The sequence below is a fragment of the Ruegeria sp. HKCCD7303 genome (genome assembly GCF_013111185.1).
In the GTDB taxonomy this organism is placed as follows: domain Bacteria; phylum Pseudomonadota; class Alphaproteobacteria; order Rhodobacterales; family Rhodobacteraceae; genus Ruegeria.
Map to the genome: position 1 here is coordinate 501,296 of NZ_WVRE01000001.1, position 13,334 is coordinate 514,629.

Consider the following 13,334-nt stretch of genomic DNA (forward strand, 5'->3'; position numbering starts at 1 on the left):
CTGATGGCTTCACTATGGATCGTTCTCTTGATCATAGCACATGTAGTTTCCCACGCGCCCTTAACACTACATATTGATAAATTGGGTAGAGGTAATGAAAACGCACACCCCTAAAAACGCAGGTTGGTCTACGAATTCGAAACAATAAAGGGCCGATTCCTTGGCCCTTCGAATCGCTAAACTGCACTCAATCTTAACGAGAGATTATCAGGTCCCGGTTTTGGATTGAGCTGCGGCGACCGTGCTACCAGCCCATGCAAGGTTGTCACCCAGCTGCACCAATATGCTGATTGCGTCCTTCAGGGGCGCATCGCCACTTTCGAACTGCAACAGCAAAAGCAGGTCGGTGGCCTTTTCAAACTCTGCTGGAATCCAGTCTGCATCCGGGTCAATCTCGCCACCTTGCTCCAGTCTTTCTGCAAAGTCTTCGACGATTTCCTGGCAACTTTGCAGGAACGAAACTGGCTCTATATCCGAGGACTCGCGCAGATCCTCATAGATGCTTGCAATTGCCGCCAGCCAGTCTTCGAGAATGGGGTTGTTCAAAGGCGGTAGGGCAGAGCCCAGCGTGGATTGCATCGCTGCTGCATCGGGAGGTGTCGGTTCTGAGTCCGGTCCCTGGAGCGCTTCGAGGAATGGCAGAAATTCCTGTTGCAAGTCCTTTCGAGCCGCGTCCAGATCGCTGCGACGTCGGCTGGACGCTACGTTCAGAACTTGTTCGGCAAGGTTCTGACCACCGCACGTCTCCCACAAGGTAAAATCAGGCTCCGGCTCCTGAGCCATGGCCTTCACTGCCAAAGGAGTGCCGATCGGAACTACTTCGCAGAACATCCCGTCCTTTTCTTTGTTAAGCCGAGACAAAACGCGGTCCAATGATCCTTGCACGTGCGGCAGATCAGCGTGAGTCACAGCCAGCAGACTGTTGGCGCGCAATTCAGGTGGCACTTTGGACCACAAGTAGCGCTCTGTCTCACGCCATGCGTTTGTCCCGTTTGAACACCAGATTGCGCAGTCGACGAACTTCAGCAAGTCCAGGGTCTTTTTATAGGTATCGTCCAAAGCACCTGAGCCGGGAAGGTCAAACAGTGAGATTTCCTTCAGTGCAGGCGTGTTGATCCCCACCGAAATAAAATCCGGCTCATCCGCCGCGGCTTTTTCCAGTGCTATTCCAGAGTAGGTCTTGGGTTCTTTGTCCCACCAACCCACGGTCGTCTCGGGCGTTTCCGCGAAGGCCACAATGACAAGTGGCAGTTTCAGATGCTGAGGACCGGTGGGAAGAATATCTGCACCGGCCAGCATGTTAGCAAGGCTTGATTTACCTGCACCAAACTCCCCGGCAAACCCGATATTGACCGCATTGGACAACCGCTCGGCGTGGGCCAAAGCCCGCGCGCGCATGTCCTCCAACTTGTCATCAGACGACAGTTTTTCAGTCGCGGTCAGAAAACGCTCCAGTTGGCGCACTTCCTGTTCGGTTCCGGGAAATTCTATCATTCCGCTGCCTCTGCTTGTCGTTCGTCCGCATGGCCGGTTCCAAAGACACTTTCAAGGTCCGAAGCAATGCGGCGCGCTCGGTCGAATGCAACTTGTGCTTCGGCCTGAGCATTCAATTCACCCGCGCCCGAGCGGTGTTCGAAATGACCCGCCAACAGGGCCACATAATGATCCAAAACTGTATTTAACCGTTCCAGCAAGTTGTCACGCGTGGTGTCGATCAAATCGTCACCAATCAACTCGAACTCTTGCACAATCATCCGTTCCGCTCGTGTTACAACGCTGTTGCGCGAGATCAGACGCGACAACCAGTTTACACGCAATTCAACCGTAATTCCACGGGTGAGCGCAGTGGTGTCAGGTCGGAACCACCGAACAGCGCTGGTGTTCATGCGATTGTCGACCGGTTCTTGCCAGCCCGGCAAAGCGCGCAAAGCTGCGTTGCATTGCATGTCGACCGCATAAAGCTCACTCAGCATGCGCTGGCGCACTACTTGAGAAGCGCCTTGTACCAGTTCCCGCATGTGTTCGCGCAAAGGGGTAAAGTTCAACTCGGTCGCACCACCTTTGGCCAGCAGGGGTGATTGACCGTTGGGCCCACGCACTACGCCCGAGACGGATTCAGCAACTGTATCGTCCATCACGCCACGTAGATTGGAAAGGACATCATCCATGTCCCGAGTGATTTCCTGTGTCTTATCTGCTATCAGTTTGCGCAGCTCACCAAAGGATTTGTCACTGTCACCTGCGCTGCGCGCATCGGAACTATTTTCATCTTGCAGCGCCCGCAGATGAACCTGAGACCGCTCAAGCTCACCGCGTGCGAAACTGTCAAGATGCTGCCAGGCCATCCGAAGCTGTTCGTCAATGGGCCCGTTTGTCAAAGCCTTGGTAACATGCCTGCGTAGATCTGGCAGACCTGAAGCAATCATTGCGGCAAAACGCAAAACAGCCTCGCGACTGATGGGGCCAGGGCCTTGTTTGATTTCGGCCACGCCGTTCAGGTATTGCTTCATCTGTTCCGGATGCGCGCGCAGCCACGCCAAAACATCGTCATGGTTCACACCGGTTTCATCACCGGTCAGCGCATAATGCGCCCATTGAGCGCTGCCCATCAGAACGTCGATGTCCGCATTGCCGAGGGCCTTTTCCAACCCGTCCAGAACATCCAAACGCACTTTGGCCGCGTCCTCGGGGCCGCCGCCCAACTCATCAACGCGGTTGATGAAAACAACGATCTGACCAAGCTCAAGCGCTTGCATCAGCCGGAACAGTTTTAGATCCGCGCGCGACAATGCCTGATGTGCGGACAGAACCACCACGAAGAAATCTGATTCCTTCAGGTATTGGCGCGAAATCTCTTCGCGGATCAGCAGGGGGTCATTGACCCCAGGAGTGTCCGTAACGGTTAGAGGAAACGGGAAATGCCCGATGTCGAAATAAACTTCGGCCTTGCGGGTAATATCGCTGTACAGTCCACGATCACTGCCTGGATCTACGTTGCCATCTTCGCCAGGATCATCCCCTGCGCACACATAGCGCGCAAGATCGTCCGAGTTCAGTTCTTCAAGATCGTGATGTTGCCCCAACAGCTGCTCATAGCTGTCGCCCAAACGCAGGCGCGCCCGGGTCTTCATAGCTTCGACCTGCTCTTCGATCATCTCGCGCTTATAGCTGTCCTCGTCATCGGGGAACATATTGCGCAGCTCTTCACCTTCGGCGATCAGAGATTGCCACTGGTGATTGTCAAAGAAATGGAACTCGGCCCCCTCAGTCCGACCAGAGGGATGCCCGAAATGCATGTCGGTGATTACCGTGGTCCATGGGTTGACGTCCGACGGCAGGTATTCAGCCTGCCCGGTAAACCCGTTGATCAAACGGGATTTCCCAGCCTTGATCTGCCCCACAAAAGCGATTGACGGCTTCAGGCTTGCCAGATCTCCGATGATACGCGAAATGAAATGGCGCGTTTCATCATTGCTGGTTTCATGCATATCTTCTGCGATGCGTATAAGCTCGCGGCGATTTGTTTCACTCATTACTCACTACCTTGGTCACACAAAAAAGGATTGAATTAATCGAAAATTTGACTCCTACAGGGACAATCATTCCTTAGTCCCCTGTAAAGAAGTCCACAGATTAACAACTGCCCCCAGCTTACGCGCGTCGTGGGCGGCAACAGCTATTTGACCACTATCGCTCAGCACTGCCAGTCCAGCGCCTTTCCCGCCAGACGGCCGTATGACGATAAGTTGGGGACCGTCGAACTCGTCCTGGGTATCGTTATCCCAACCCGCAAGATCGGTTGCAAAACGGGCCAAAACGTCCGGACCGGGATGCATGCCTTGCGACGGCTGGCAAGACCCTTCGTAGGCCAGGCCGGTCTTGTCCGCGCTGTCGATCAACACGCGGCCAGATGCAAAGCGGCCCGCACCGTCAAAAAAGCGCTGCGCAAGCTCTGTTGAAGGATCAACATTCATTGCAAGTGCAGGGTCGTCGTCTGTCGACGGTTCTAAATCCGGCACAACGGACACAATCGGTTTTGTGGACAAGTCAATGGCAGCGCAAGCGCTCTCGATTTCACTATAAGTCAAACCCACATCATCCGCCTCGAGATCCGAGTCCGGTTTACCTGACTTCAGCTCAAGCGGGGTAGGGGCGGTTGCAATCTCTGACACCAACTGAGCCAGCTTTTCGACCAGTTCGCCGCGACTTTCCGTTTCGAAATCCGGCGTTGGTCCGCTCGGCACCTGGAAGATATCCGTGACCCGCGAACTATTCACCTCGATCGCCAGACACATCCCATTGGCGGCCGTGAAGTCCAGCCGACGGGGCAGAATAGTGCCGCGAATGCTGCGCAAGACTGCCGCGCGCCGTGCCGCAGCCGAGTCCGCTGCAATTGTCACAGCAGGTGACAACCGCGCAACCGAGGACCGCCCGATATCCTCAAGCATGTCCAGAATGTCTGTGTCCATCATACCGTGACCCCCTCTGGTCCCGTTCAAACTGCGGCCGCAACCGACCCCAGGCTGAGATGTGATTTTGTCAATGCCAAACCGACATTTGCGCTATTGCGGCAAATGTAGCAGACCACATGGTCCGGATATTCTTTCGTCCGCAAGAAAATGTTCAGACGATCTTTTGAAAACACGGCGATTTCCCCAAATCCTGTGTTCTGCGCCTCATCATCGCCACCAGCGTCACGCAACAACGCCTCAAACGCGGCAACCCCGCGTCCTTGAAAGAGATTAGCAACCGCAATCGACAAATTGTCCAAAGATTCCGTGCATTCCGGTTCCGAAACGCTGCTCCCCAGCAGCATCCCGGTTTCCATATCGATATACCCGGCTGCAATGCAGTCGGGTATTGTTTCGATCGCTGTGCTTAAGGCGTTTTGGATGGACATCTAAGTTATTGTTTTCAATTGAAGGTTGCCGGTCATATCGATTCTGGTGACACTACAACACGTGCCATTCTGCAGCGCTGTTTTCCTTTGCTTTCGGAATGGATTGCAATGTCTCCTTTGAGTGCTTTTCACTTTTTTCGATGGCGATTTGGTCAAACTCTGCCAAAAACGCCTTGAACACGTTCTTCAGGCCATCCGCATCGTCAGGCAGATCTTCGCTGTCCGCAATTTCACGCCACATATCCGATGCACTCAAGGGCGAGCCATCCGCATCCTCAGGCCGTTCTCCGAGTACTGAGATGTTAGCCTCGATGGCATCCACCTGATCGGTCAGAGCAGCTTCGATCAGCCCGCTGGTCTCGGGTTCTGGTTCATAATCGTCGGCACTGCCGTTGGGCTGCGCTGCCATCAACGCCGCAATGGAAGAAACCGAAACCTCAATTCCACGATCTTCGGAGTTATCAGACTCGTCGACCGCGTCTTCCGCAGGTTGCGTGTTAGACGGTGCGTCCCGCAGAGTCGTGTTAAGAGATGCAAGGACATCCTCGGAGGCCTCAATCTCAAGGGCTGCACCACCGGTCTCTTCAACTTCGATGCTGTTGTCGGCCAAATCCTCAAGCTCGTCATCAAGGTCGGTACCATCTGACAAGTCAAATTCATCAACGCTGCCGTCAAGTCCGGCGACATTGGTCAGCTCCAACGGATCGTTAGACGTGTCCTTGAAGAAAGCGCGCAGATCATCACTTGTGTCGGGTTCCGCTGATGTCGGTTCTGGGTCCGAGACCATTTCAGCGCGCAGACGCTCGGCCTCTTCCGCATTGATCCGCACCCGTTCAGCTTCATCCGAGCGCCGCTCTACACGGGCGGGGCGGACGGGAAAGCTGGTGACGACCGCGGCGCCATCGTGCTCGGGCCGCGCTTCTTCTTCCACAGGGTTGACCAACCTTAAAGGTGCGGCTTCGGCCTGAGTCTCGCTGTCGGATTTCCGAGCCGGGCGCACCGGCTGCACCTTGGATGCGTCCGAGGGGCTTTTGTCGATCTGATACCGGGCCAGCTGATCGGCACGTTTGTCCATAATCTGCTCAGTGATCTCCAGGAAGCTGTCGATCATCTTTCCGCCACCGCTGCGAGACCACATCTCAGCATCACCGGTTTTGTCGCGGGCAACAATCGCATCCCGAGCGGAAAACAGAATAGAACGATTGAACAGGTGACCTGCCTCACGATTCACGCGACGCAAAACCTTTTGACGGTCCTTGAGGTTCAGCGCGTCCGCGCGAGTGATCAAAAGCAGCGAGTTGTTTTGCAAACGTTCAGGCAGTGATACCCATGTCGCACGCTCAGTCTCGCGCCAGGCTTGGGTCGCGTGTGTACACCACAATACCCCATTGGCCTGACCGACGGCCCGTTGCCAGACATCCGTCGAGATTTTAGGATCCGAGATACCGGGCGTGTCAATCAGATCGACGGCCTCAAGAATATCGGCTTTCAGAAATACCCGAATGAATTGCGCGTCGTTGACGCCCACGGATTCCAGATCGTCCAGTTCGATAACCTCGACCGAGCCGTCATGGCGCTTGATATAGGGTGAGCGATCACCCCAGCTGAACCAGACTGGCGGCAGTTGGGTTGCGGTAACCTGCGTGGGCAAGGTCTGCGTTCGTAGCAGAAAATTCATCAACGTAGACTTACCGGCACTGAATTCGCCCATCAGGGCGAAAACAGGCTTACGGCGGGACCACTGCTCGATACGTTCCCATGTCTTCGGTGAAACAAAGCGTGATTGTGTATCTTTTGCCATTTTTCTACTTATGCCGCTTCGTTGCTTAGATCTTTTAGGATGTCACCCAGAATCTCATCTTTGGATTTCTGGGGCTGCAAACCCGCCATGGCCGCTGCAGTTTGACCTGCGTTTTTATCGGCCGTCGACGAAATGCTCAGCAGAGTTTCCTTCTGCTCGCGCATAAAGTCTGTCAGGGTTGCGCGGACGTTTTCCAGCACCGCGGCAATCTGGTTTTCCTCGATATCTTTAGTGATCGAGTTGGCCTCGGATGCAATCAGACGTGTGTAGTCCGCAGCGTAGGCTTCAAAGCCTTTGCGCCTTTGCCACCATCGCCGCCACCAGGTGCTTTGCAGATCCAGAGCAATGGTCCGGCCGATGCCAAGAGGCGGCGGGACGCGGGGCACAATGGGTGCTTCAATGCTGAACTCGCCCAGATGGTTGCCCAATATCTTTTGGTACAACGCCTCGACATCTGCCGCAGCGGTTCCATACAACGCTCCAGCATCCTTACGCATTGCACGAGCAAAGCTGAAATAAGCTGCCTTTTGCAGTGTGCGTAACCCAGCCGGGTCGTATTGCCATGTACCTTGTTCGCCGTTCTTCTCAAGATGGGCGATCAAAGAATCCGTTGCCCGTTTGACAAAGTTGGCTTCGGCTGCGCTTAGACGTTCCAACACCTTGTCACGCAGGGCATTTGTCAGCTCGGCCGCTTTCTTTTCATATTCCGCTGCCACGGTGTTGATTGCATCTTCAGGCGATACACCTTCCAAATCCCTCGAAATGCCTTCACCGTCGGACAAGTTCTTTGCAACTGCTGTGGCACGGATTTGGCTGGCGATGTTGCGCGCGCGATGACGCACACGATCCATCAACCGCGCTCCGGCCCCTTCAGCAATGCGCTCATTGATGGCCAAAAGCAGATCGGGCAGGCCGGACAAGGCCCAAATCTTATCCAGTGAAGGTGCCTGATCCCCGAACCCAGCGGCCAGGTAGAACGTGTTCAGTGCCTCACGCGACTCTTCGGTCAGAATGTCCGGGTTTCCGGTCAAGGCTGCTTCGGCCCACAAAGCACTGCCAAACACGACGCTGGTATTGGTGTCGATGTTGTTCTGCTTCAGCGTATCCTGAATGCGGTCGCGGATTTCAGGCACTTGATTAACTGGATCTGAAAGTTCATCGATGCGGTTGACGAACAGGACAATCTGGCGGTTCTCAAACTGCGCAATAATGCGCATCAAAGCCATGTCCATGGTGGTTAGCGCCTGACTTGCGGCCAGAACGACGACACAAACCTCAGACCCTCGCAGACTGCGCAGAGTGATTTGTTCGCGCACCATGAATGTGTCGTTCACACCGGGTGTGTCGCAGAGCTTGAGCGCGATCGGATATTGCGGGATGTCCATGTACAGCTCAGCTGACTTCGTGACATCAGCAAACCGTCCGGTTTTTGGATCGATATCCGGATCGTCTTCGTCGCCCAAGCAAACATAGCGTTGGATCAATTCCTCATCGAAATGATCATACTGATGGCTCTGACCAAGAATCAGGTCGAAATGCTTGCCCAAACGCTCTTCGGATTTGGCTTTCATGTCACCGATCTGGCGGCGGATGTCGTCCATCTCGTCATCCGCACCCGCTCGGTTCGCCAATTCGCCCAAACGACCGCCGCCGACCATCAGGTTGTCCCATTCTTCCTGCTCAAAGAATGTGAACTTGGCTTTGGTGTCGCCTGGCGGACGCGTGTTGATGTTCAAGGTCGTGACAACCGACGTCCAAGGGTTGACGTCTGAGGGTAACAGGGCAGGGCGCCCGGCCAGAATATTAACAATCGACGACTTGCCTGCCTTGACCTGGCCCACCATCGTGATGCTGGCGGTGAAATTTTCCATTCGCGTCTTGAGGGTGGCCAGCCGCGCCGAGGAGCGCGCATCTGCCACCTCAGTCAATTGATCGATCTGCGCCGTCAGCGACGACATAGCAGAGGTCATCGGAGCCAATGCCTCGTTGCCGACAGACAAAAGGTGATCGTTGCGCGCCATGCTTAACCTCCGGTTCCCGTAGCAGCAATCTGGGGTTCGTGCGACACGCGCCCCGTAGGTAGGCCTGTCAATGTGTCAATACGTGCGATCAAATCCAGCGCGTTGCCCAGAATCTCGGCTTCGGCACGTGGGGTAATTGTTTCGTAGGCTTTGGAATCCGCCAGCACTTCGATAGAGCTGAAGCGATCACCGTTCTCAAGTCGCGCCACGCGGCGCCCTGTCGGGAAACCCAGAGATTTCGCCGCCGGCAAAGGCATCCGGGCGTTTGCCAGCAGATAATGTTCACCTGAATGGGTGCGCAACGAAATACCAAAGCCCGTATTTGGATAGTCCCGGTTCAGAGTTTTGAGTTCGCCAAGAAAGCTCTCGCGAGCGAAAAAGACAGCGTCTTGCTCGGCGGCAACGGAGGAATTCAGATCGGTCACAGCAGAAAACCTTGTACTGGAGTTGAGCAGAAAACTCGTACCGGTGCCAAATTGGCGAAAAAGACTCATTAACTCCTTGCAACCAAGAAGAACCTTCAAGGCGGTCTTAATTTGACGCGAATAAGATTTTTTGGCGGTTGAAATGTGGCGGCAACATGGCAGAGCCAACCTAAGAATGCCTCAACCTTTGCGAGTATATTGCTTTCAACCAGTTGGTGCAGTCGCTTCTGCCGACCATTTTGCAGGGTTGGCTTGTCGACTGTGAACTGCCGTTCAGTAATTAATTGAAAATACTAATTTATTGGATGAGCATGTGGCCGAGCGCTCGATTTTTGCGGTGCCAGATACGCTAGTCATGGGTGTGTTTTATCCTACTTCGACATCCGAAAACCACAACGTACTTGCGGAAGACTGAGCGTCTTCTCAACGTAAGCGCGTTCGCATTGCGAATTGATTGGAGTGCCCCATTCACCGCAAACTTGTGGAAGCTTTGCTTTGAAAAATGCCGATGTCTGGTCGAGTCAACCGCACGCGATCAACCCTCATCAAGGTATATGTCTTCCGAACCAACGACGCGTTTCACGCAGGCCAGAACCGATAATCCCTATCAGTTCCATTCAAGTGAACAAACTTGCTGTTTCGTAAATTTTACCTCTCGCACTCGGCATCAAGCTTTGTTAAGAGCGCAGCAGTACGGCGCTGAAGCGCATGGTTGCGGGTGTGGCGAAATTGGTAGACGCACCAGATTTAGGTTCTGGCGCCGCAAGGCGTGGGGGTTCAAGTCCCTCCACCCGCACCAAATTTAACATAATCATGATTATACCACGTATATACATTCAAGGGTGGGTTCACACCCAAAGTGCAATCTTTCTATTAAAACAGCATGTTGCACGGAAGATGATAAGACAGGCAACGCGACCCTCGCCTGAGTTCAGAATAAAACTTTAGAACGGAAGGCTCACCACACCCAAGAGTTTTAGATTCGCGAGAGGATACTGCTTACACGCTTGCAACCCGTTTCCTCTGTGCATCCCGAATTAGGGCCGCAAGGCGATAGAACCCATGTGCCATCTTGGCAAAAGGCATGAGCAGAAAAAACGTCAGCACCGATCCGAGATGAACCGCCAGAAGTGCCGGCATCATCTGGGTTGACCCCATTGCGTACAGGACAAGCCCACTCAGACCGACAAAACCCAGCAACAGGATAAAGCCGATATCGCCTCCCCATGCCGAAGGATCACCAAGATCGCGGTCTGACTTTTGTTTGAGAAGCGCCATAGCACAGCAACCTATTGTCAGCAGAACGCCACCAGTGACCCCAAATAGTTTAGGCAAGGACCAAAAGCCGTATGGCGCGTGCATTCCGAAACCGTAGTGCATAACCGTCGCTAATGAAGTCGAGGCGAAGCACAGCAGAAATCCGTACATGATCGTGTGATGCACGTGACGACGAGCTTGGCTAAATCGGTCTTCGTCCTCAAAGTTGCAGCCTTCACCGTGCCCAGCAGCTAGATCCTGCATTTTGCCCGCACGTTTTAAGGCAACTTTTAGGTCTGCCCACTTTATCGGTTTACCCCCAACCGTACGCCAATAGCGATTCAGACCGACGACGACACCAATAAGAGGCAGTAGGAACGCCGGCGCAAAGATTGCGACCATCGCATTGTGTGACAATACGGCGTAGAACCCCTGCCCCCCGTCAGACCTGATCGCGCGAATAGCCAAGAACATGAAAGCAAACCCTATCACCAGTGCCAAAGCTATGGCACCTCCTTGGGTGTGAAACCGCTGGGCCAGAGGTTGCGGCCAAGCGAAGCTTTCCCAGCTGTCCCGGCGCACCTCTGCCAGAGCCTTGGGCAGGTTCAGGTCAAACTCGTGCGGTGCCGTATACTGACAGGCATAATAACAGCCCCGACAGTTATGGCACAGGTTGGCCAGTTGCGTGATATCGCCGTCCGAGAATGCGCGTTGAGCATGAAGCGATGGAAAGACCGAGCAGTAGCCTTCGCAATACCGGCAGGCGTTGCAAACCTCGGCCTGACGGCGGGCTTCTTGTATCAGATCAATTTGCATAAGCAGCGGCCTCACGTCCTGCGATGCGTCCAAAGACGGTTCCGATGGTCATGCCAAACCCAGCCAGGTACCCCTGCCCCAAAATCGATCCGGCCATGGTCTCGCCTGCTGCCCAGAGGTTTTTGATCTTGCCGTCCGGTGTCGAACACTGGGCCGTATCGTCAACCTTCAGCCCCAGATATGTGAAGGTCACACCGGTGCGCAGCGAGTAGCCATAAAAAGGCGGTTCGGTAATCGGGCGCGCCCAGTTGGTTTTAGGTGGTTTCAATCCCGAGGTCGCCACGCCATCCAATTCGGTAGGATGAAAGCCACTGGTGTCGCCACAGGCCGCGTTGAACGCGGCGACCGTTTCTGACAGCTTGTCTGCCGGAAGACCCATCATTCCGGCCAGTTCTTCCAATGTATCCGTCTTCAGAGGCGGGAAAACCGACGGCATGAACAGGTTCAGCGATTTTGCATCAATGATGACGTAACCAACCTGATCCTGCTGCGCCGCCACCAATCGGCCCCAGATTGCATAGCGCTTGGGCCATACGTCTTCGCCCTCGTCATAAAACCGCTCGGCTTTCTTGTTCACGACGATGGAAAAAGGCACACAGTCCAGCCGCGTGACAATGCCCCCATCGAATTTCGGCGCACGCCCGTCAATGGCCACGGCGTGGCACTGCGTAGGATCGCCGACGCTCTCGACGCCTTGATCCAGAAGGTCAGCCAGAACTACGCCCCGGTTATACGGAGTACCACGGATCAAAAAATTTTTCGCGGGTTCCCCCCATGCGCGGGTTAGCCAATCCGTGTCAGCCTGAAACCCGCCCGAGGCGACTATGACTGCTTTCGGTGCGATGCGGTGAGACTGGCCTTCGCAGGTGTAATCCACCCATTCGATCTGATCACCATTCAGCTCCAAATGCGTCACAGCGGCCTCATACAGCACATCGACGCCCGGACCCGCCGCTGTCCTGTAGTACGCATTCACCAGAGACTTTCCGCCGCCCATAAAGAATGCGTTTGTTCGCGCCAATGAAAGTGTCCCGGACAGAGACGGTTGAAAGCGAACCCCGCGCTGTTCCATCCATGGCAGACATTCCTCGGACGTGCGTATGGCCAAGCGGGCAAGATGCTCATCTGTTTTCCCGTCGGTGACCTTCATCAGGTCTGATAGGTATTCATCTTCGCCGTACGCATCGACCAAAGGGCCTAACGGCCCAGCATGCATACACCGAAAGTTCCGGGTATGGCGCGAGTTCCCTCCGCGATATGGTTTTGGAGCGGTCTCAAGGATCAATACGCGGGCACCCGCCTCGGCGGCCGTCATCGCGGCACACAAGGCGGCGTTTCCACCGCCAATGACAGCAATATCGTAAGCTTTCTTTTGGGTAGCCATATTCTGACTGCCTATTGAATTTCATCGGTTGTGCGGTCGCGTTCCTGTAACGCACGGATTCGCATCCGTTGCGCGGCCTGAATGTGTGCGCGCATTTCCGTTTCAGCCGCCGCGCCATCGCGGGCCTTCAGAGCGGCCATGATACGCCGATGCTCCGCCACTGCCGCGTCGGCACGGTCGCTGTCCAACAATTGCGAAGGGCCAAGGATCAGCAAAGCCTTTTGCAGTGACAGCATGGATTTGGCCAGAAACCGGTTTTTGGCGGCATCCAGAAGCGTGGCATGGAAAACCCTGTTGATCTGAGCCGCGTCAGGACCTGTGCCCGCCTCGGCAAGCCGGTCATTCAATATGCCTAATTCATCCAGTTCGATGTCCGACGCCGCGCGGGCCGCCAGCCGGGCGGCAGTGCCCTCCAGCACTGCGCGCATTTCGTAAAGCTCCATGACTTCGGCGTAGTCCAGACTGCGCACTGTCGCGCCCTGCCGCGGAACATGTGTGACCAGCCCGTCAGCCTCCAATTGCCGGATCGCCTCGCGCACCGGGGTGCGGCTGACACCAAGCCGTTCAGACAATTCAATCTCGCGCAGGCGATTGCCGGGCAAAAGAGTGCCCCCGCGAATCTCGTCCAGCAGGCGCTGGTACGCAGAATTGCCTTGTGGACCAGGCTGGAAGGAGGCGTCTTGAATCGTCATCACAGGCTCACTTGCTTACTTGCGTCCATGTGTATACA

The 13,334-nt window shown here is 54.9% G+C and carries 10 protein-coding genes and 1 tRNA gene; 1 reads left to right on the top strand and 10 read right to left on the bottom strand.

Annotation, left to right across the window (positions count from 1 at the left end; genetic code table 11):
• Window positions 1-207 precede the first annotated feature (207 nt).
• From GS630_RS02100 to GS630_RS02130, 7 genes are all read right to left on the bottom strand, one after another.
• Window positions 208-1,494 carry a dynamin family protein gene (locus tag GS630_RS02100; RefSeq protein WP_171177015.1) on the bottom strand — a complete coding sequence of 429 codons (1,287 nt, stop codon included), beginning with the start codon at window positions 1,492-1,494 and terminating at the stop codon, window positions 208-210.
• A complete protein-coding gene (locus GS630_RS02105) occupies window positions 1,491-3,533 on the bottom strand; it encodes a dynamin family protein (protein ID WP_171177017.1) in 2,043 nt (680 codons plus the stop codon). The genes GS630_RS02100 and GS630_RS02105 overlap by 4 nt, the downstream gene beginning before the upstream one ends.
• A gap of 66 nt (window positions 3,534-3,599) precedes the next feature.
• Complete coding sequence (locus GS630_RS02110) at window positions 3,600-4,472, bottom strand: hypothetical protein (protein ID WP_171711849.1); 873 nt, start codon at window positions 4,470-4,472, stop codon at window positions 3,600-3,602.
• A gap of 23 nt (window positions 4,473-4,495) precedes the next feature.
• Window positions 4,496-4,900: a hypothetical protein gene (locus GS630_RS02115; protein WP_171177021.1), complete on the bottom strand. Its 405-nt coding sequence runs from the start codon at window positions 4,898-4,900 to the stop codon at window positions 4,496-4,498.
• Window positions 4,901-4,952: 52 nt separating this feature from the next.
• Complete coding sequence (locus tag GS630_RS02120) at window positions 4,953-6,701, bottom strand: dynamin family protein (protein ID WP_171621058.1); 1,749 nt, start codon at window positions 6,699-6,701, stop codon at window positions 4,953-4,955.
• An 8-nt stretch (window positions 6,702-6,709) separates the two neighbouring features.
• Window positions 6,710-8,722: a dynamin family protein gene (locus GS630_RS02125; RefSeq protein WP_171235135.1), complete on the bottom strand. Its 2,013-nt coding sequence runs from the start codon at window positions 8,720-8,722 to the stop codon at window positions 6,710-6,712.
• 2 nt (window positions 8,723-8,724) lie between these two features.
• Window positions 8,725-9,147: a hypothetical protein gene (locus GS630_RS02130; RefSeq protein ID WP_171177033.1), complete on the bottom strand. Its 423-nt coding sequence runs from the start codon at window positions 9,145-9,147 to the stop codon at window positions 8,725-8,727.
• 714 nt (window positions 9,148-9,861) lie between these two features.
• Here GS630_RS02130 and GS630_RS02135 point away from each other — a divergent pair.
• Window positions 9,862-9,946, top strand: a tRNA-Leu gene (locus tag GS630_RS02135).
• A 200-nt stretch (window positions 9,947-10,146) separates the two neighbouring features.
• On the opposite strand, the gene tcuB is transcribed toward GS630_RS02135, so the two are convergent.
• From tcuB to GS630_RS02150, 3 genes are read right to left on the bottom strand one after another with little or no spacing between them, the layout of a single operon-like run.
• Window positions 10,147-11,220: a tricarballylate utilization 4Fe-4S protein TcuB gene (tcuB, locus tag GS630_RS02140; RefSeq protein WP_171621059.1), complete on the bottom strand. Its 1,074-nt coding sequence runs from the start codon at window positions 11,218-11,220 to the stop codon at window positions 10,147-10,149.
• Window positions 11,210-12,604 carry an FAD-dependent tricarballylate dehydrogenase TcuA gene (tcuA, locus tag GS630_RS02145; RefSeq protein WP_171621060.1) on the bottom strand — a complete coding sequence of 465 codons (1,395 nt, stop codon included), beginning with the start codon at window positions 12,602-12,604 and terminating at the stop codon, window positions 11,210-11,212. The genes tcuB and tcuA overlap by 11 nt, the downstream gene beginning before the upstream one ends.
• Before the next feature lie 11 nt (window positions 12,605-12,615).
• Window positions 12,616-13,296 (bottom strand): GntR family transcriptional regulator, encoded by a 681-nt coding sequence (locus tag GS630_RS02150; RefSeq protein ID WP_171177045.1) that lies wholly within the window; start codon window positions 13,294-13,296, stop codon window positions 12,616-12,618.
• Window positions 13,297-13,334: the final 38 nt, after the last annotated feature.

Coding starts and splice junctions, on each gene's coding strand:
- GS630_RS02110 (WP_171711849.1), bottom strand. CDS start 4,472: ATGATGGACACAGACATTCTGGACATGCTTGAGGATATCGGGCGGTCC.
- GS630_RS02120 (WP_171621058.1), bottom strand. CDS start 6,701: ATGGCAAAAGATACACAATCACGCTTTGTTTCACCGAAGACATGGGAA.
- GS630_RS02115 (WP_171177021.1), bottom strand. CDS start 4,900: ATGTCCATCCAAAACGCCTTAAGCACAGCGATCGAAACAATACCCGAC.
- tcuB (WP_171621059.1), bottom strand. CDS start 11,220: ATGCAAATTGATCTGATACAAGAAGCCCGCCGTCAGGCCGAGGTTTGC.
- tcuA (WP_171621060.1), bottom strand. CDS start 12,604: ATGGCTACCCAAAAGAAAGCTTACGATATTGCTGTCATTGGCGGTGGA.
- GS630_RS02150 (WP_171177045.1), bottom strand. CDS start 13,296: ATGACGATTCAAGACGCCTCCTTCCAGCCTGGTCCACAAGGCAATTCT.
- GS630_RS02100 (WP_171177015.1), bottom strand. CDS start 1,494: ATGATAGAATTTCCCGGAACCGAACAGGAAGTGCGCCAACTGGAGCGT.
- GS630_RS02125 (WP_171235135.1), bottom strand. CDS start 8,722: ATGGCGCGCAACGATCACCTTTTGTCTGTCGGCAACGAGGCATTGGCT.
- GS630_RS02105 (WP_171177017.1), bottom strand. CDS start 3,533: ATGAGTGAAACAAATCGCCGCGAGCTTATACGCATCGCAGAAGATATG.